Source organism: Mesorhizobium sp. M1A.F.Ca.IN.020.04.1.1, from assembly GCF_003997315.1.
Taxonomy (GTDB): domain Bacteria; phylum Pseudomonadota; class Alphaproteobacteria; order Rhizobiales; family Rhizobiaceae; genus Mesorhizobium.
In genome coordinates this window covers 1-18,851 of the sequence record NZ_RZSN01000034.1, presented here as the reverse complement: position 1 = coordinate 18,851, position 18,851 = coordinate 1, and the positions used below count along the sequence as shown (strand labels likewise).

At 63.2% G+C, this 18,851-nt stretch carries 18 protein-coding genes; 13 read left to right on the top strand and 5 right to left on the bottom strand.

Annotated elements, in window-relative coordinates; genetic code table 11:
• Entirely contained in the window at nucleotides 1–1,137 is a 1,137-nt protein-coding gene (gene glf, locus EOA49_RS10090; protein ID WP_095826020.1) for a UDP-galactopyranose mutase, read from the top strand.
• 9 nt (nucleotides 1,138–1,146) lie between these two features.
• Here the strand turns inward: glf and EOA49_RS10085 are convergent, their stop codons facing one another.
• The 4 genes from EOA49_RS10085 to ftsZ all read right to left on the bottom strand — a co-directional run bounded on the left by EOA49_RS10085 (nucleotide 1,147) and on the right by ftsZ (nucleotide 6,182).
• Nucleotides 1,147–2,325: a beta-glucosidase gene (locus EOA49_RS10085; protein WP_127239811.1), complete on the bottom strand. Its 1,179-nt coding sequence runs from the start codon at nucleotides 2,323–2,325 to the stop codon at nucleotides 1,147–1,149.
• 97 nt (nucleotides 2,326–2,422) lie between these two features.
• Nucleotides 2,423–3,253 (bottom strand): SIR2 family protein, encoded by an 831-nt coding sequence (locus tag EOA49_RS10080; protein ID WP_095829150.1) that lies wholly within the window; start codon nucleotides 3,251–3,253, stop codon nucleotides 2,423–2,425.
• A gap of 190 nt (nucleotides 3,254–3,443) precedes the next feature.
• The gene (locus tag EOA49_RS10075) at nucleotides 3,444–4,904 is read right to left on the bottom strand and encodes a hypothetical protein (protein WP_206519872.1); all 1,461 of its coding nucleotides are present in this window, start codon (nucleotides 4,902–4,904) and stop codon (nucleotides 3,444–3,446) included.
• Between the two features lie 285 nt (nucleotides 4,905–5,189).
• Nucleotides 5,190–6,182 carry a cell division protein FtsZ gene (gene ftsZ / locus EOA49_RS10070; protein ID WP_127243137.1) on the bottom strand — a complete coding sequence of 331 codons (993 nt, stop codon included), beginning with the start codon at nucleotides 6,180–6,182 and terminating at the stop codon, nucleotides 5,190–5,192.
• A gap of 438 nt (nucleotides 6,183–6,620) precedes the next feature.
• Here ftsZ and EOA49_RS10065 point away from each other — a divergent pair, with 438 nt between their 5' ends.
• The 8 genes from EOA49_RS10065 to pqqE all read left to right on the top strand — a co-directional run bounded on the left by EOA49_RS10065 (nucleotide 6,621) and on the right by pqqE (nucleotide 14,290).
• The gene (locus tag EOA49_RS10065; protein ID WP_127241182.1) at nucleotides 6,621–7,868 is read left to right on the top strand and encodes an ABC transporter substrate-binding protein; all 1,248 of its coding nucleotides are present in this window, start codon (nucleotides 6,621–6,623) and stop codon (nucleotides 7,866–7,868) included.
• A 19-nt stretch (nucleotides 7,869–7,887) separates the two neighbouring features.
• A complete protein-coding gene (locus EOA49_RS10060; RefSeq protein WP_127241181.1) occupies nucleotides 7,888–8,859 on the top strand; it encodes a YVTN family beta-propeller repeat protein in 972 nt (323 codons plus the stop codon).
• A gap of 79 nt (nucleotides 8,860–8,938) precedes the next feature.
• A complete protein-coding gene (locus tag EOA49_RS10055; protein WP_127241180.1) occupies nucleotides 8,939–9,727 on the top strand; it encodes an ATP-binding cassette domain-containing protein in 789 nt (262 codons plus the stop codon).
• Nucleotides 9,728–9,738: 11 nt separating this feature from the next.
• On the top strand, nucleotides 9,739–10,599 hold the full coding sequence (locus EOA49_RS10050) for an ABC transporter permease (RefSeq protein WP_164746839.1): 861 nt from the start codon (nucleotides 9,739–9,741) through the stop codon (nucleotides 10,597–10,599).
• Between the two features lie 586 nt (nucleotides 10,600–11,185).
• The gene (gene pqqB / locus EOA49_RS10040) at nucleotides 11,186–12,124 is read left to right on the top strand and encodes a pyrroloquinoline quinone biosynthesis protein PqqB (protein WP_095826076.1); all 939 of its coding nucleotides are present in this window, start codon (nucleotides 11,186–11,188) and stop codon (nucleotides 12,122–12,124) included.
• Entirely contained in the window at nucleotides 12,121–12,879 is a 759-nt protein-coding gene (pqqC, locus tag EOA49_RS10035; RefSeq protein WP_095826027.1) for a pyrroloquinoline-quinone synthase PqqC, read from the top strand. Before pqqB ends, pqqC begins: the two co-directional genes overlap by 4 nt.
• A complete protein-coding gene (pqqD, locus tag EOA49_RS10030) occupies nucleotides 12,876–13,172 on the top strand; it encodes a pyrroloquinoline quinone biosynthesis peptide chaperone PqqD (RefSeq protein ID WP_127241178.1) in 297 nt (98 codons plus the stop codon). The genes pqqC and pqqD overlap by 4 nt, the downstream gene beginning before the upstream one ends.
• Nucleotides 13,169–14,290, top strand: a complete 1,122-nt coding sequence (pqqE, locus tag EOA49_RS10025) for a pyrroloquinoline quinone biosynthesis protein PqqE (RefSeq protein WP_127241177.1) — start codon at nucleotides 13,169–13,171, stop codon at nucleotides 14,288–14,290. Before pqqD ends, pqqE begins: the two co-directional genes overlap by 4 nt.
• A 102-nt stretch (nucleotides 14,291–14,392) precedes the next feature.
• On the opposite strand, the gene EOA49_RS10020 is transcribed toward pqqE, so the two are convergent.
• On the bottom strand, nucleotides 14,393–15,070 hold the full coding sequence (locus EOA49_RS10020) for a GntR family transcriptional regulator (RefSeq protein WP_095777416.1): 678 nt from the start codon (nucleotides 15,068–15,070) through the stop codon (nucleotides 14,393–14,395).
• 135 nt (nucleotides 15,071–15,205) lie between these two features.
• Here EOA49_RS10020 and EOA49_RS10015 point away from each other — a divergent pair, with 135 nt between their 5' ends.
• From EOA49_RS10015 to EOA49_RS10000, 4 genes are all read left to right on the top strand, one after another.
• Nucleotides 15,206–15,793 carry an amino acid synthesis family protein gene (locus EOA49_RS10015; protein WP_067328500.1) on the top strand — a complete coding sequence of 196 codons (588 nt, stop codon included), beginning with the start codon at nucleotides 15,206–15,208 and terminating at the stop codon, nucleotides 15,791–15,793.
• A complete protein-coding gene (locus tag EOA49_RS33950; RefSeq protein WP_095826030.1) occupies nucleotides 15,786–17,579 on the top strand; it encodes an alpha/beta fold hydrolase in 1,794 nt (597 codons plus the stop codon). The genes EOA49_RS10015 and EOA49_RS33950 overlap by 8 nt, the downstream gene beginning before the upstream one ends.
• Complete coding sequence (locus EOA49_RS10005) at nucleotides 17,576–18,613, top strand: LLM class flavin-dependent oxidoreductase (protein ID WP_095826031.1); 1,038 nt, start codon at nucleotides 17,576–17,578, stop codon at nucleotides 18,611–18,613. The genes EOA49_RS33950 and EOA49_RS10005 overlap by 4 nt, the downstream gene beginning before the upstream one ends.
• 22 nt (nucleotides 18,614–18,635) lie before the next feature.
• Nucleotides 18,636–18,851, top strand: a 216-nt coding sequence (locus EOA49_RS10000; RefSeq protein ID WP_127243135.1) for an aldehyde dehydrogenase family protein, incomplete at its 3' end; no start/stop codon positions are given.

The following is an 18,851-nucleotide window of genomic DNA, read 5'->3' as shown; positions in this document are numbered from 1 at the left end:
ATGTTCGACTGGCTGATCGTCGGCGCCGGCTTCGCCGGCAGCGTTCTCGCCGAACGCATTGCCTCGCAGCGGGGAGAAAGCGTTCTCCTCATCGATCGCCGCAATCACATCGGTGGCAACGCCTATGACTGCTACGACGAAGCAGGCATCCTCATCCACCGCTACGGGCCGCACATATTCCATACAAATGCGCGGTCCATCGTGGATTATCTGTCACACTTCACGACATGGCGGCCGTATGAACATCGTGTGCTGGCGGCGGTCGACGGAATGCTTCTCCCGATCCCCATCAATCTCGATACGATCAACCGCCTCTATGGTCTCGATTTGGATCCGGTGGAACTGGAAGACTTCTTCGCGTCTCGCCGCGAGACCATCGAGGAAGTCCACACGGCCGAGGACGTCGTGGTCAGTACTGTCGGGCGGGAACTCTATGAGAAATTCTTCCGCGGCTACACCAGGAAGCAATGGGGCGTAGACCCCTCCCAGCTCAGCAAATCGGTAACCGCCCGGGTTCCGACCAGGACCAACCGCGACGACCGCTACTTCGGCGACAGCTTCCAGCACATGCCCGCGAACGGGTACACGCGCATGTTCGAGCGCATGCTCAACCATCCCAATATCAAGATCATGCTGCAGACCGATTATCGTGAGGTCCGGGACCGGATTCCGTTCCGCAAGCTGATCTACACCGGCCCTGTCGACGAATTCTTCGACTGGAGACTTGGCCGCCTGCCGTATCGCTCACTGCGTTTCGAGCACGTGACCGTCGACTGTGAACAGTTCCAGCCGGTCGCTGTGGTCAACTATCCGCAAACGGAGGACTTCACCCGGATCACCGAGTATAAGCATCTGACCGGTCAGAAGAACGCCCGGACAAGCCTCACCTATGAATACCCGACCGACATTGGCGATCCATACTATCCGGTGCCCCGGCCGGAAAACGAAGCGCTCTACAAGCAATATGAAGCCTTGTCCGCCAGTCGCCCGGATGTCTGGTTTGTCGGACGCCTTGCGACGTACCGCTATTACAACATGGACCAGGTCGTGGGTCAGGCTCTGGCTACTTTCGCCCGCATTCAGAAGACGGTCCCAATTGGAGGCGCCTTGCAGCCGGCAATGGCTGTGCCGGGCTAAAGCCGCTTGCTACTCCGGCATGCAAGGCTGCGTGGGTCGAGAATGCTTCTCAAACAGCCTCTGCTGCCTCGCCAGTTCATCGGCCATCGACTGACGGGTGCGGCGCGATCCATCCGCATGGATGACGGAGAAAAGACCAACTTCCGCATGGCGTGAATTGTCCCATCCCGGATAAGCCGTGATCGGATAAAGGCAGATTCCCCCGATCGTGACGCCTTGGCTCACGGCGTCACGCACTTCGTCGCACACATAGTGGAGCCATGCCGGGCCTCCCGATCCTTCCGCACCGGTCTCTGCAATGTACATCGGCCGTCGGTAGCGCTGGGCGACCTCGACGAGCATTTCCGACAGAGCCCGGTATTCGTGATGCCCCATCGGGATTGTTGGCCCGTGCAGGTACCACTGATTGTGCGGGTAGAAATTCAGACCGATGACATCGATGAGATCTTCGCTGCCGCCAAGCTGCGGCTCGACGCGCCCCATCAGCATGTCGTACGCTTCGAACTGTCCTTGACGGACTTTTTCAGCCGCCCGCATTTCCGCGCGGCTTCGATCGCGCGGCGCGATGTGAATAAGCGGCTCGGCCCAGATGAACCGGCATTCTGGATCCGCTTGGCGCATGGCTCGTATGCCTTGCACGGCAGCCTTGACGAGGTGGCGTTTGAACCAACCCCTTCGCCTTGGGCCGGCCGGTGGAAAATAGCCCACTTCGACTGCCCAGGCGAAGAACGATATCTCGTTGATCGGGCAGACGAGCGCAGGCTTCCCGCTGACGGCCCGATGCAACCGGACAGCTTCCGCTGCGAAATCGGCATAGCGCTCGATCAGCTCCTTCCCGCCCTGGTCAAGATAATCGGGGGTTCCGTAGTGAAAGACATCCCAGATGACCTGAACGCCGGCGAGATTTGCCGCTTCGATCATCGGCGCCCAACTCGACCAATCGTACACGCCCGGCGCCTTCTCGATCAGGTGCCAGCGTAGCCCGTCACGAACAGTTCTGAGCCCAAGGTTCGCGCAGCCGCGATAGTCGCGTTCTGCGTGAGAATCATGGCCAGTCGCCCGCACGAGATCGAGACGCACGCCATCCTTTCGCCGGTGCGAGGAGCATTCGAAACCGCCCATGAAAAAACTGTCGAATGTGACCGCGCTGGCAGCCGGATTCACGTTTGGGCTAACGGCTTGCGGCACATTCCTACTCCTTGCATTGGCCGGCACGGTCGACCAACGGCCGAAACCCTCTTTGGGTTGGGCAAATTCTTCGTTCTTGCCGCGTGCTGAACGGCGTTCAGCCCAGCGTGATCTCCTGATCGTTCACAACCTCGGCCAGCCGACTGAGGAAACTCACGAGACCGACTTCCGGATCGTCGTTGTCGCCTGTGAGCACGGAGATACCCCAACGCCCCAACACGGCTTCTTCGACGGGGTCTCGGCTCGCCATGAAAATGTATGACGGCGGCCGATCCGCCTCGTAGCCCGAACGGTTCCATGTCTGCCAAAGCCGATGCAACAGCAGCCGGATGTTCAGGTCCGAGAGACTATAGCCGACGAACAGAACCGTGCTGCCCAGCGCATCGGAACGAAACCGCACATCGAGCGGCGAATCGAAGGATAACCGATCGAGATAGTCGGTTTCCGTAAGGACCAGCGAGGAATCGTCATCGAAGTCGCCGTGGAATTTCACGATGCAAGCGACGTCCCGGCGAGCCTTCGAGACATCCCTAGCATTTGCCACCTTCACATATGCGCGGCCGTGTATCTCAAAGGCGACTTCGAGGTTCCGGTCATAGTTGGTGGTGTAGATCACCGGAAAATCCAGCGCGACGATCAGACGATGCAGTTCGGACTCCCGAATCTTCTCCCTCGTCACGGTCCAGTGCCTGTCCATCCAACTACGCAACGGCCCGATGCTGCCATGCTTGATCCGGTAATACTCGGCCAGGGTTTGGAAGCGATCACGCGGTCTCGCCCCATCCAGGCCGAGTTCGCTCGCCATGCGTTCAATCAGCTTCTCCCAGGAAGGCAGCCCCACGCTCATCGAAACACCAGCTCCGACAAAGAGCACCGCATTGCGCTCTCGGATCGCTTTAGCGAGTGGAAGAATCGGGTCCTCGTTCATTGCCGAAGCTGAGTGGGCTGCCGCGGGTGGGGCATGACGCATACTTCCGAACCCGAAGGTGGATGAAGTGTTCCCCGCTCAGCCGCGAAAATGTAGAAGACCGCCGATACTCCCGGTCGGTCTCGGCAAGGTCTCGGAGCTGCCATCGAGCAAGGCAAAGCAGAGACGGACGGGCTGGCTTCGGTCCCTCTCAGCATCGGCGGATCGCCAGCGCGACATCGGTCGCGAACGGTGGCACCTCCAGCTTCAACCTACCGTCCGCTTGCGCCCGCCATTCCGCCGCTTGCGTGCCGGCCGCAGTATCCCAGCCGACTATCCGGTAGCTACCCGGAGCCAGCCCAGGCAGGTCGATCATGACGGGCTCGGTTTGCGCGACGGCCCGCAGCATGCCGTTGGGCCCGATCGTCTCGCGGTGAACCAGCCAGGCCACCGCCTGGGCATCGTCGCCGCAGGCTACCGCCGCGATATCGGGGCGGGAAACCCGCACCCGGCCGCCGAGATGGACACGTCGGAACCCACTCCAGTCGATCAGCGGCAGGAAACCCGCCAGCGAGCGCTGCGCCCGCCGCATGCCGGGTGTGAGCACATGCGGCGTACGGTTCGGCCAGCGCATGCCGCCACCGGCACCGCCGGCAGCCAGGTGCGCCCATTGCATATGGCGGAAATATTCGTCATCGAACGGCTCCGGCAGCGTGATCTTCTTGTCCTTGAAGGTATGGATCGGGCCATGTTCGCTGTCGAGGAACGGCCGGCCATCGCGAGTTTCGGCCAGGGCCTCGCCGACGATCCGCCCCAGGCCGAGCGCCGGGGCCACTGTGTCGCGGGGATGATCGATCGTGCCTTCCTCGTAGATGTGGAGGGAGGCGAAGTCGAGATCCGGATGCCGGAAGATAGGTTCGCGGAGCGGCATGTGCGCCCGCCAGCGAAGCTCCGGTCCGAAGAGCGAAACCGTTTGGGGGTGGGAGCGGCCGTAGAGCGAAATCTCCAGCCGGCGAACGAAAGCACCGAGATCGTGGATGAAGTCGCCGAAATCGTCGGCGCTGCCTTCGGCCTGCTCGGGATGGATCTCGTTCCAGAGGTCCCAAGCGAAGAGCGCGCCGCTGCCGCCCCATCTGCGCACCGCGAATTCCAGCCTTGCCTTGATGGCGCGGCGCGTGGCCGTGCAGACCAGAAAGCGCGAGGGCTGATCCAGCGCGCCGCCGTTCCTCTGATTATAGGGGTGATGACGCCAGTGCCGCCACTGCCAAAATGTATCGAACGGGGTGAGCAGTATTCTCAAGCCGTGCTTTTCACAGAGACGAAAAAGATCGTCCCACAGCCGCACCATGGCAGGGACGAAGCGACCGAGCGGCCGCTCGAAGTAGCGGTGGCGGACCTGAGCATATTCCAGCATCAGCCTGAGGCAGGTGACGCCGCTTTGCCTAAGCCAGCGGAGGTGAGCCTCCACGCCGGCTATGTCCTTGCGCCGGAACAGCCCATTTAGCTCAGGCCAGCTTATCGCGTCATTCTGCCCGATCGGCATCCACGGCTCGCCGTCCTCAGTGGCGAAATACGAGCCGGCCACCGTGATCCACTGCAGACCCGCGGACCGGACAGCGAGTACGCCCTCCGCGTCACTGGTCGTGCTGCCCGTTAATCCCGTATTGTCCAAGTGGCTTTCCGATATTTCCCCAAGGCACTCCAACTTTCTCAGGGGAAAAATGTTCACCGGCGCCGGCGCAAAGATCGCAGCCCGCCCGGGCTTCGTCGCCGAGAGAATGGCCCGTTACAGAAAACGGCCAGCTGATCTGCTCCAGTTCGTTCGACTGAAAACCCTAGCTACGATCGCTCGCCGCGATCCCGGCCGCAGGGGCCTTGGCAGTCCACCGAAAGCCAACCAGATCATAGCGACGAGCAGAGATTCGCCGCGGGATCTCGCCAACCAGGAAGGCCGGCTTCAGGCGATCCTCTGCTGAAGCAGCGGCATGTCTTCGCTCTTCCGCAGACCCGTTGCGACGACCGACACCCGAAACTTTCCGGCCAACGCCTGGTCGAAGATGGCGCCGACGATAATGTCGGCGTCGGCGTCGACCTCTTCGCGTATCCGTGTCGCGGCTTCGTCGACCTCGAAGAGCGTCATGTCCGTGCCGCCGCAGATCGATACGAGCAAGCCTCTGGCGCCCGTCATGGAAGCCTCATCGAGCAGCGGGTTGGCGATTGCTGCCTCGGCCGCCGTCCTTGCGCGGCCCTCCCCCGAGGCTTCACCGGTTCCCATCATCGCCCGGCCCATGTCCCGCATCACCGACTTCACGTCGGCAAAATCGAGATTGATCAGGCCTTCCTTCACGATGAGATCCGTGATGCAGCCGACACCGGCGTAGAGAACACGGTCCGCCATAGCGAAGGCATCGGCAAACGTCGTCCTGGCGTCGGCGACCCTGAAAAGGTTCTGGTTGGGGATGACGATCACGGTGTCGGCGCTTTCGCGAAGGCGTTCTATGCCCTCTTCGGCGGCCTGGGACCTGCGCTTGCCCTCGAACGTGAAAGGCTTGGTAACAACGGCCACCGTCAAAATGCCGGCATCGCGCGCCGCACGCGCAATGACGGGCGCGGCGCCAGTCCCGGTGCCGCCGCCCATGCCCGCCGTGATAAAACACATGTGCGTTCCCGTAAGATGATCCATGATCTCGTCGATGGATTCCTCAGCGGCCGCGCTGCCGACGTGGGGGAGAGATCCGGCGCCCAAGCCCTCGGTCACATGCGCACCCAACTGGATCAGCCGCGGCGACTTCGACATGGTGAGCGCCTGGGCGTCGGTATTGGCGACGACGAACTCGACCCCCTGCAGGCCTTCAGCGATCATGTTGTTGACGGCGTTTCCGCCAGCGCCACCGACCCCGACAACGGTGATCTTAGGTCTCATCTCCAGGATTTCCGGCTTGGCGGTCATTGTGATCTCTCTACGGGACGCAGTGGCTGCGCCAGAGCAACTAGCAAACGAATCAGATGGTCCCGCCAAGATCAGGGAATCAGAGGACAGGCCTCGCCGCAAGGTCAAGCTGAGGGCGTCAAATCGCAAGTTTGCTTCAGGAGCGCCATGGTTCCCGAGCGCAACCCTGCGTGAACCGGTGCCGGTGCGGGGGGCGACGAAAGACAAATGGTTCAGTCGAAGCAGCCTGCGTCCTCTTCCCTGAGATACGTCCGGGCCGCTTTCGACCTTCGCGCGGCCAGCTGCCCTGAGGACCGCGATCCGTCGCAAGCAGAGCCGGAGACGTCCTGCTCACGAGGTTGATAAATCCCGCCGGCTCTCTAAGTTCGCCTTGGGGCACTTGACTTCGCGCTGGTCCGGCAAACGATCGGACTTAGGCGCAAGAACGGTGATTTGTCGATGACAAGCGCGGTGTCGGGCACCTTGGCGGCCCTTTTGTGCTTTCTGTCGATGACCGCTGCTGCTCCGCGTGCGTTCGCCCAGCAACCGACCGTGCAGCCGGCCGGAGCGATCAAGCCGGACGAGAAGACAACCGAAATCAAGATAGGCTATTTACGGGCCTACGCGCCGCGCCTGACGCTTTCCCTGCTGGACGAGCCGCCGCGTGACGAAGGTGTCGCGGGCGCCAATGTCGCCATCGGCGACAACAACACCACGGGCAGGTTCATCAATCAGAAATTCAGCCTCGACGTCACCGAGATAAAACCGGAGGCCGACGCGGTTCAGGCATTCAACGCGTTGAATGCCAAAGGCGACCGCTATGTGATCGCGGACCTCTCGGCCAAGCAGCTGCTGTCGATCGCCGACATCGCCCGCGACAAGGGCGTGCTGATCTTCAACGTGGGCGCCACCGACGACAGACTGCGCGAGGAGGACTGCCGCATAAACGTCTTCCACATCGCGCCGACGCGAAGCATGCTCGCCGACGCTCTGGCGCAGTATCTGATGGTGAAGAAATGGCCGAACTGGGTGCTGCTCTACGGCTCGCATGACGAGGACCGCCTCTATGCCGACGCGTTGCGCCGCGCGGCAGCCCGCTTCGGCGGGCAGATCGTCGCGGAGAAGGAATTCAAGGATACCGGGACGGCGCGCCGCACTGACACCGGAGCCACGCAGATACAGCAACAGATTTCGGTATTCACGCAGGACCTGCCGGAGCATGACGTGCTGCTTGTGGCCGATGAAAGCGAGGTGTTCGGGACCTACGTGCCCTACCGCAGCTGGACGCCGCGGCTCGTCGCAGGCACGGCCGGTCTTGTGGCATCGTCATGGCATCCCGCGAGTGAACAGTGGGGCGGCATTCAAATGCAAAATCGCTTCCTGAAGACGGCAGGCCGGCGAATGATGTCCAAGGACATGTCGGCCTGGACGGCCGTGCGGGCCGTCGGCGAAGCCACCACGCGCACCAATGGTGACGATCCGAAAAAGATCAGCGATTACATCCGCTCGGACGACTTCTCGGTTGCCGCGTTCAAGGGACAGAAGCTGACCTTCCGCAAATGGAACCTCCAGCTTCGCCAGCCGATCCTGCTTGGCGATGCCAAATCGGTCGTCTCGACATCTCCCCAGGAGGGCTATCTCCACCAAGTCTCCGAACTCGACACCCTCGGCATCGATCAGCCGGAAACGAAATGCGTTCTCAGGTAGCGCCGATCGGGAGGAATTCGTGCAGAGCCGAGCTTGCGTACTCGCCATTCTCGCAACCGGCGTCATGGCCGGCCCGGCATCGGCCTACACGGCCTATGTCTCAAACGAGAAGGACAATACGATGACCGTCGTCGATACGGCGACCATGCAGGTGGTCAAGACCGTCGACGTCGGCCAGAGACCGCGCGGCATCACCATCTCGCACGACGGCAAGTTCATCTATTTGTGCGCCAGCGACGACAATACGATCCAAATCATCGATACCACGACGCTGCAGGTCGTCGGCACGCTGCCCTCCGGCGACGATCCCGAATTGTTCGTGCTTTCGCCCGACGGCAAGGCGCTCTACGTCGCCAACGAAAACGACAATCTGGTCACCGCGATCGACCTCGACAGCAAGCAAGTCACGTCCGAGATCCCGGTCGGCGTGGAACCCGAAGGCATGGCCGTCAGCCCCGACGGCAAGACCCTGGTCAACACCTCGGAGACCACCAGCATGGCGCATTTCATCGACACCGAGAGCCATGAGGTAACCGACAACGTGCTGGTCGACACGCGCCCGCGCTTCGCCGCGTTCAAGCCCGACGGCTCGCAGGCCTGGGTCAGTGCCGAGATCGGCGGCACCGTCAGCGTCATCGACAACGCCAAGCGCCAGGTCGTGAAGAGGATCAAGTTCGCGATTCCCGGACTGCGAGCCGAAACCATCCAGCCGGTCGGCATCGCCATCAGCGCCGACGGGAAGAAGGCCTATATCGCGCTCGGCCCGGCGAACCATGTCGCAGTGATCAACACCGAAACCTACGAGGTGGAAAACTACATCCTCGTCGGACAGCGCGCCTGGCATCTGGACTTCACCCCGGATCAGAAGACACTGATCACAACGAACGGCAATTCCAACGACATCACTTTCATCGATACGGCGACCGAGGAGCCGGTTCAGTCGGTCACCGTGGGTCAGCAGCCGTGGGGCGTGGTCATATCGCCCAAATAGAAAAGCAGCCGAAAGATTAAGGCCTGAAGCCGGGGCCAAAGACGTCGAGCGCGCTAGATAGCATCCTGAAGGAGCATCCATGCAGCATGCGAGGACGGCGAAAACGGGGATCGGAGCGGCGGCACTCGATGTCGCCGGCGTCAGCCATTCCTATGGCCCGAAGCGGGCGCTCAACGACGTCTCGTTCTCGATCGCGCCGGCGACTTTCACCGCCCTTCTCGGTCTCAACGGCGCCGGCAAGACGACCCTGTTCTCGCTGATCAGCCATCTCTACGACACGCGCCAGGGATCGATCCGCATCTTCGGCCATGACGTCAGCCGTGCGTCCGGCGAGGCACTCAGGCGGGTCGGCATCGTGTTCCAGGCGCGCACGCTCGACCTCGACCTGAGCGTATACCAGAACCTCTCCTATCACGCCTCGCTGCACGGCATCGGACGGCACGAAGCCCGACAGCGCATTGCAGCGATGATCCAGACAGTCGACATGCAAGGCCGTCAGCATGACAAGGCTCGCAGCCTTTCCGGCGGCCAGATGCGGCGCATCGAGATCGCCCGGGCGCTGCTCCATCGCCCGTCCCTGCTGCTGCTCGACGAGGCGACGGTGGGTCTCGACATCCAGTCGCGCGCGGGCATTCTCGCCACCATCCGCAAGCTGGTCGAAACCGAGGGCATCGGCGTGCTTTGGGCCACCCACCTGATCGACGAGGTTGAAGATGGCGACCATGTCGTCGTGCTGCGGCAAGGTGACCTGGTCGCCAAAGGCAAAGTGGCCGACGTGGTCAAAGCGAGTGGTGCCGCGTCGATCCGCGACGCCTTTTCCAGACTCAGCCGCGGCGAAGCAGCCGGCCAGGCGGAGATCTCGCCATGAGCACTCCCGCAATGCCAGAAAAGGTCGCCGCCGTCACCCCGGTGAAGTCCGACGCGTTCGGCTTTCGTCACTACCTCATCTGCCTCAAAGGCGTCGTCGTGCGGGAAGGGCTGCGCTTCCTGCACCAGCGCGAGCGCTTCATCTCGTCGCTGGTGCGACCGCTCGTCTGGCTGTTCATTTTTGCCGCCGGGTTCCGGCAGGTGCTCGGTGTCTCGATCATCCCGCCCTACAAGACCTACGTGCTCTACGAGGTCTACATCACGCCGGGCTTGTGCGGCATGATCCTGCTGTTCTCGGGCATGCAGTCTTCGCTGTCGATGGTCTACGACCGTGAGATGGGCAATATGCGCATCCTGCTGGTCAGCCCATTTCCCCGCTGGTATCTGCTGGTGTCGAAGATGCTCGCCGGCGTCTCCGTGTCGATCGCGCAGGTTTATGCCTTTCTGATCGTTGCCTGGTTCTGGGGCGTCAAGGCGCCGCCGCTCGGTTACGTATGCGTGCTGCCGGCCCTGTTCCTGTCGGGGATGATGCTTTGCGCGCTCGGCATGCTCCTGTCCTCGATGATCAAGCAGCTCGAGAATTTTGCCGGCATCATGAACTTCGTGATCTTTCCCGGCTATTTCGCGTCGCCGGCGCTCTATCCTTTGTGGCGCATCCAGGAAGCGAGCCCGCTGCTTTACAAGCTCTGCCTCGCCAACCCCTTTACCTATGCCGTCGAGTTGATCCGCTTCGCCTTCTACGGGCAGATCGATTGGGTGTCGCTGGGCGTCGTCGCCGGCTGCACGCTGCTGTTTCTCGGGGGGGCCATCATCGCTTATGACCCTTCGCGCGGACTGATAACCCGCAAACAAGGCGCGGGAGGAAACGGTTGATGGAACGGATGCGCCTGGTTCGCAGCCTGGTTGCGGCTGTCATGCTCATGCCCCACGCCGGCGCCACGGCCGCGAACACCGATCCGGACTGGGCCCTGCATGCAGCGCAAGGTGCCGCAACTGGTCGCCGGGGTGAGCTTGATCGAACGGGAGAGACACGAAGCTAAGGAACTCATCCCTGAGCTAGGCAGTTGTGTTTTGTTCCTGGGTTTTGGCTGTTTGAGAACCCAGCGTTTCATTTGTCCGTTTGTGAGGTGATGGATGAGCCATTGCATTGCCCGCAATGGCGCCAATGAGGGCCGGTCCCTTCGGGCTGGCTAAAGAGGAGAATGCAATGAAGAAGAAGAGCTGGAAGAAACCGACGATGTGCCAGGTTGCCGCGGGCTTCGAGATTTCGCGGTATCTGCCTGCTGAAACGCCTCCCAGGAAGTAGGCCGCAGAGCTGCGTGTCCCTGGCTGTGGGGGCATGCATCCCCTTGCCGCTTGAGGTCGTCGAGACGGGGGCTGCCGCGGGAAGCGCGGGTGCGAAGCCGTTTGCCACCGAGAATTTGGCGCCGGTCAAATGGGCCGCAGAGCAGGCATCGCCATGCGCGTGAAGATCATAGGATCGGCGGCGGGAGGCGGCTTTCCGCAATGGAACTGCAACTATCGCCTGAGCCGCTCGGCTCGGAGCGGCATGGCTGGCGTGCATTCGCGGACCCAGTCGTCCATTGCCGTATCGGCTGACGGGACAGGCTGGGTTCTGTTCAACGCGTCGCCCGACATTGGCCGGCAGATTGCGCAAACGCCCGAACTGCAGCCCGCGGCCGATGCGCCGCTGCGCTCGACGCCCATCCGCGCGGTCGTGCTGACGAATGGCGACGTCGACCATGTCGCCGGCCTGCTCAGCCTGCGGGAGCGGCAGCCCTTCGCAATCTATGCAACGGCACAGGTGCTGGCGACGCTGGCGGCGAATTCGATCTTCAACGTTCTCGATCCGGCGATCGTGCCGCGCCGCCTTCTGGCGCCAACGGAGCAAGTGGCGATCTGCAACGCGGACGGCCAGCAGACCGGCGTGGTCGTCGACGCCTTTCCCGTGCCCGGCAAGATCGCGCTCTATCTCGAGCAAAGAGGCGATCCAAGCGCCGATTTCAGCTCCGACACGGGCGCCACGATCGGCGTGCGTATCAGCGGGGCTGGAAGTCGCGCTGCTTTCTTTTACATTCCCGGCTGCGCGGGCATCGATGCCGCCCTGCGCACGCGTCTGGCGGACGCCGCCTGCCTTCTGTTCGACGGCACTGTCTATACAGACGACGAGATGATCATCGCCGGCGTCGGCCAGAAGACCGGTGCGCGCATGGGGCACATCGCAATGTCTGGAGAAGCGGGTTCGATCGCCGCCTTGGCCGATGTGAGGACCGGCCGCCGCGTCTTCATCCACATCAACAATACCAATCCTGTTCTCGACGAGAGTTCCGCCGAACACGCGGCGGTCAGAGCGGCTGGCTGGGAAATCGGGAGCGACGGAATGGAGATCGAACTTTGAGCGACTTCCACGACGCGGCGCGACATGGTCTGTCCAAGAGCGAGCTCGAGGCCGTGCTGCGGCAGGTCGGCGCCGAGCGTTATCACAACCGCCATCCCTTTCATCACAGGATGACCAGTGGCGTGCTGACGAAGGCCGAAATGCAGGCCTGGGCATTGAACCGCTACTGCTACCAGGCCGTCATTCCGCGCAAGGACGCCATGATCCTGGCGCATGCCGAGGATCCGGCGTTTCGCGCCGCCTGGCGCAAACGCATCGAGGATCACGACGGCGAGGACGGCTGGAGCGGCGGCATCGCGCGCTGGCTGCATCTGGCGACCTCGCTCGGGCTCGATGCCGAAGCCGTCAAGAGCGAAAGGCTGGCGCTGCCGGCGACCCGCTTCGCCGTCGGCGCCTACCTTTCCTTCTGCACGAACCGCACGCTGCTCGAGGCGGTGGCATCGTCGCTGACCGAGATGTTCTCGCCGATCATCATCGGCGAGCGAGTGCCGGCGATGCTGGCCAAATACGACTACATCACCGACGACACGCTGGCCTATTTCAGCCGGCGGCCGGAACAGGCATCGCGCGACGCCGACTTCGCCCTCGCCTATGTGCTGAGCCACGCCGACACGGCCGAGCGCCAGCAGCGGGCGATCGATGCGCTGGTGTTCAAATGCGATATATTGTGGGCGATGCTCGATGCACTCCAACATGCCTATGGCGCGCCGGGAAACGTCCCTCCGGGCGCCTTCCAGCCGGAGGCAACCCGATGATGGCGCTGCGCGAGAGAGCCATCGTCTCCTTGCAATCAATGCCATCGCTGCCGAGGCACGTGCGTATTCAGTACGACCCCGTGCGGCAGGTCTTCGCCGTGCTTTCGCCGGAAAAGGTATTCTGGCCGAACGATATCAGTCTCGACATATTGCGCCGCTGCGACGGGCGGTCCGCGGTCGGCTACATCATCGCTGGTCTTGCGGCCGATTACGATGCTGAACAGGAGGCCGTAGCGGCCGATGTCATCGCCTTCCTGCAGGAATGGTCGGACAAGCTGCTGGTGAAGCTATGAGCGAGCCGCTTCTGCCTCCGATCGGCATGCTGGCGGAACTGACGCATCGCTGCCCGCTGCAGTGCCCTTATTGCTCCAATCCGCTCGAATTGCTCAAGGCCAATCGTGAGCTCGACACCCAGACCTGGCTCGTTCTTTTCTCGCAGGCCGCCGATCTCGGCGTTCTGCAGGTGCATCTGTCCGGCGGCGAGCCGACGCTGCGCCGCGATCTCGAGCAATTGATCGCCGGGCTTTCGGCGCGCGGTGTCTACACCAACCTCATCACCGCCGGCATCAACATTGCCGAGGGCCGGATCGCGGCCTTTGCCGAAGCCGGGCTCGACCACCTGCAGCTGAGCTTCCAGGGCGCCCGCCCGGCGACGACCGACCGTATCGGCAACCACAGCGGCAGCCACGAAAAGAAGCTGGAGACGGCACGCCGCGCCCGCGCGGCCGGGTTGCCGCTCACCATCAATGCGCCGATCCATCGCCACAACATCGAGGAAGTGCCGGAATTCATCGACCTGGCTCTTTCGCTGGACGCCGAACGGCTCGAGATCGCCAATGTGCAGTATGCCGGCTGGGCGCTGGCCAATCGCAATGCGCTGATGCCCGAACGCGCCGCGGTCGAGCGGCAAGCGGAGATCGTCGCGGCGGCGCAAGAACGGCTTGCCGGCGTCATCAACATCGATTTCGTCCCGCCGGATCATTTCGCCGTCTATCCCAAGCCGTGCATGGGCGGCTGGGCGCGCGACGCCTTCATCGTGACGCCCGACGGCACGGTGCTGCCCTGCCATGCCGCGCAGACCATTCCTTCGTTCCGCTTCGAGCGTTTCGGAGAGCGCTCGCTGGCCGAGATCTGGACCGATTCACCGGCATTCAATGCCTTTCGCGGTACCGAATGGATGCTGGAGCCGTGCCGAAGCTGCGAGCGGCGCGAGATCGATTGGGGCGGCTGCAGATGTCAAGCGATGGCGATTGCCGGCGATGCCGCCGCAACGGATCCGGTCTGCATCAAATCGCCGATCCATGCCCGGGTGGGCATGCTCGCCGACGAAACGCGGCGCGCCGCGGCAGACAATGCGGCGGGCGAACCCTTCATTTACCGTCGGATAAGAGCTGTGGCGGAGCTCGCCTGACCGTCTTCTCGTAGGTAGGTCCCCAATAGGATAAACCGGAATTCGGCATGGCGGGATTTGGGCGAAAGCGCGTCGCCTGAATCCGTTCCGGCACGACGCGCTTTAGAGAGGGTCAAGGCGCAGTTTGTCCCGGGCGATCTTCCAGGCGGATTCGACGTGGCGCCGTGCCGCGGCTTCCGCCTCCTGCGGCTTACGCGCCCGGATCGCATCCATAATCGCGTTCATCTCGGCGATCGCCGGCTCGCGACGGTTTGCCGAGGCGATCGTCATCGAACGCAGCTGGTTGATGCGCACATTCAACCCGCTGACGATCTCCCAGGCGACACGCTTGTCCGCAGCCTCGAAAAGCGCTTCGTAGAACTTCGTCGTCGCGCGCATCACTGCCGGCGGCTTGCCCGAGGCCCAGGCCTCGAAGAGCTCGCCGAGGGCGTGCTCCAGTACGGCCAGTTGGCCATTGGTGGCCGATTGCGCGCAGGCGCGCGCCGCGATGCCCTCGAGCAAAGCCCTGAGCTCATAGATCTCGTCGGTGCGGCCGATATCCGGTTTGGCCACAGCCGGACCATGCCCGGGGATCATCTGCACAAGGCCTTCAGCCTCCAGCTGCCGCAGGACCTCGCGCACAACCGATCGGCTGACGCCGAGCTGGTCGCAAAGCGGCCGCTCGACCAGCCTTTCGCCGGGCTGGAAATGAAAATCCATTATGGCCTCGCGCATGCGCTCAAGGGCCAATGTTCTCAAGGTTTTGGCGCTGCGATCGATGCGAAGCGTGTCGTCCTGCATGTCTCTGCTCCCTTGGCCGCCACGAAAACAGATTCCATGGCCGGTTGACAAGGTATTTGGTGCTCCATACTATGGTATACCATAAGACGACAGAGAAGTTGGCGTTTTCTCGAGCGCCACCTGACAGAGGTTTCCATGCAGCCGGCCATTCGCAAGATCGTCACTTACAGCGAGAACACGCTGATCGAAGGCGGCAAGGCAGCATCCAAGCCGCTGCGCCTGATCGGCGTCGCCGCCGTGCTGACGAACCCCTGGGCGGGTCGCGGCTTCATCGAGGATCTTTCGCCCGAGATCCGCGCCTTTGCGCCGGTGCTTGGAGAAACCCTGACCCGCGAGATCGTTGCCGCCGCCGGCTCGGCCGAGGCGATCGAGGGCTACGGCAAGGCCGCGATCTGCGGCACGTCGGGCGAGATCGAGCATGCCTCGGCGCTGATCCACACACTGCATTTCGGCAATCACTATCGCCGCGCCGTCGCCGCCAAGACCTATCTCGCCTTCACCAATCTGCGTGGTGGGCCGAACACACCGATCATGATTCCGCTGATGGACAAGAATGACGAGGGCCGCCGCTCGCACTATCTGACCGTGCATTTCCAGATCGGCGACGCACCGGCGCCGGACGAGTTGGTCGTGGCGCTCGGTGCTTCGATCGGCGGCCGTCCTCACCATCGCATCGGCGACCGCTATCAGGACCTCAAGGAAGTGGGCGACCTGCATGGCTGACGCCGTCGCACCTGGATGGACCCGGGCAGCCGCGCCCGACGGAACCGGCTTTATCCGCGCCGGATCGGGCGCGCCGGTGCTGTTCATCCACGGCGTCGGCATGAACGCGACGATCTGGCAGCCGCAGATCCAGCGGATGGCTGACCGCTTCGACCTGATCGCCATCGACATGCTTGGCCACGGCCGCTCGCCGCTGCCGCCGCAGGAGCCGGAACTCGCCGACTATGCCGCGCAGGCGATCCGGCTGCTCGATCATCTCGGCCTCGACAAGGTGTCCGTCGTCGGTCACTCGATGGGGGCTTTGGTCGCGCAGGAACTCGCGCTGCTAGCGCCGGAGCGCATCCGCCGTGTCGTGTCGCTCAATGCCGTGTTCCGTCGTCCGCCTGATCTGGCCCAAGCCGTGCTCGAGCGCGCGGCGGCGCTCACCGGCCACGGCGATGCGGCGGGGGTCGCCCAGACCATCGCCCGCTGGTTCGGCGATCCGGTTCCGGCCGAGCTCACGGCGGCGGCCGGGAAGGCGGCGGCAGCGTTGAGCGAGGTCGATCCCGAAGGCTACGCCCGCACCTATCGCCTGTTCGCCCGTGCCGACGGCGACCACGCCGAGCGCCTGCAGACCCTGGCCATGCCGGCGCTGTTCATCACCGGCTCCGAGGACAAGAACTCCTCGCCGGCAATGTCGGCCGCCATGGCCAGGCTCGCGCCGCATGGCCGCTGCACCGTTCTCGCCGGCCAAAGGCACATGATGGCGGCGGCGGCACCGGATCTCACCTCACGATGCATCGCCGAGTTCCTGAACGAAGGTGAAAGCCTGGAGCAAGGAGCAGCAGCGGACGCCAGCTTCGACAGCGGCGAGTTCCGGCGTGCGCTCGGCTCCTTCCTAACAGGCGTCACCATCGTCACCACGATCGGCGCGGAAGGCGAGCCGCGCGGGTTCACCGCCAACTCGTTCACATCGGTGTCGCTTGATCCGCCGCTGGTGCTGGTCTGCATCGCCCACAAGGCGCTCGGTCATCCGGTGTTCGCGACATCGAAGAGCTTCGCCATCAACATTTTGAACGAGACCCAGAAAGCGGCCTCCGGCATCTTCGCCTCGAAGGCAGCGGATAAATTCGCGTCGGTCGACTGGCGCCCGGGGAAGACCGGCAGTCCGGTTCTCGACGGCTCGGTCGCAACCTTCGACTGCGATATGGAGCGGTTGGTCGAGGCGGGCGACCATTCGATCCTGATCGGCCGCGTCCGCGACTTCCAGCACAATACCTCGCAGCCTCTCGGCTATTGCCGCGGCGCCTACATCACGCCCGGGCTCAGTCAGGAGGCGCTGGCCGCCGCCCAGCCCGGCACCGATGTCGGCGCCATCCTCGAAAACGGCGGCCGTATCCTGTTCCTCGAAACGCCAGACGGCTTCCTCGAACTGCCGCGCGGCCGGGGGCTGGGCTCGGCAAGCGACGGCAAGAGCCTCAACGGGCTTCTGGCCGCAAAGGCCATCGAGGCCCAGCTCGGCTTCCTCTTCGCCGTATGGGACGACGCGGGCAATCCCTCGCGCACCCATGTTTACTATCGCGGTACCTTCGACGTGCCGGCTTCCAGCGATCGCGGCATCCGGCTGATCGACATCGACGCGATCGACGGCTTGAAGATCGCCGATCCGGCCATCCGCTCGATGCTCACCCGCTATGTGCGCGAATGCACTGAAGACGCATTCGGCGTCTATGTCGGCAACGAGGTCGAAGGCGAGGTAAGGCCGCTCGCCAGGACCGTCGTCCTCAATACAGGTGACCAGGGATGAAGTTCTCGCTTTTCGTGCATATGGAACGCTCGGATCTCGTCAAGCCGCATTCGGAGTTGTTGCGCGAGCTGGGTGAGCTGGTCCTACTGGCGGAAGAGGCGGGCTTCGAGACCGCCTGGATCGGCGAGCATCACGGGATGGAGTTCACCATCTCGCCCAATCCGTTCATCAACATCGCCTATCTGGCGGCCAAGACCAGCCGCATCCGCCTCGGCACCGGAACCATCATCGCGCCCTTCTGGCACCCGATCAAGCTTGCCGGCGAGGCGGCGATGACCGACGTGATTGCCGGCGGCCGGCTCGACATCGGCATCGCCCGGGGCGCCTACAGCTACGAATATCAGCGGGTCTTCCCCGGGCTCGATGCCTGGGGCGCCGGGCAGCGCATGCGCGAGATCATTCCGGCGATCCGGGGTCTCTGGGACGGCGACTACGAGCACTGCGGCGAATTCTGGCAGTTCCCGCCAACCACCTCCTCTCCCAAGCCGCTGCAAAAACCCTACCCGCCGATCTGGGTGGCGGCGCGCGATCCGAACTCGCACGACTTCGCTGTCGCCAACGGATGCAAGGTCCAAGTGACGCCACTGGCGTCCGGCGACGATGAGGTTGCAAGCCTGATGCAGCGGTTTAACGACGCCTGCGCCGCGCATCCTGAAATCCCGCGTCCGGAAATCATGCTCTTGATGCACACGTTCGTCGCCGAGGACGCCGCCGATGCCGATCGGCTGAGCCAGGATCTGTCGAACTTCTACTGCCAGTTCGGCGCCTGGTTCCAGAACAAGAAGCCGGTGCACCAGGGCATTTTGGAACCGCTGAGCGCCGAAGAGATCGCGGCCATGCCGCAATACGCGCCGGACAAGATGCGCCAGAACCTGGTGATCGGCGAGGCGCACGAGGTGGTCGCGCGGCTGAAAGCCTATGAGACGCTAGGCTTCGACCAGTACTCGATCTGGATCGACAGCGGCCTTTCGCACGAGCGCAAGAAGAAATCGCTGCAATTGTTCATCGACCGGGTGATGCCGGCCTTCATCTGATCGCGAACGAACGGGCAAGGCCATGACCGACGCCGCATTCAGGAACTTCATCGACGGCCGCTTCGACGAGCCGTCGGCCAGCTTCGACAGCGTCGATCCGTCGACCGGTGCGCCATGGGCGAAGATGCCGGCTGCAAGCGAAGCCGATGTCGACCGCGCCGTCGAGGCCGCGCATCGTGCGCTGCGCACCGGCCCTTGGGCGTCGATGACAGCAACCGCGCGAGGCAAGCTGCTGGTC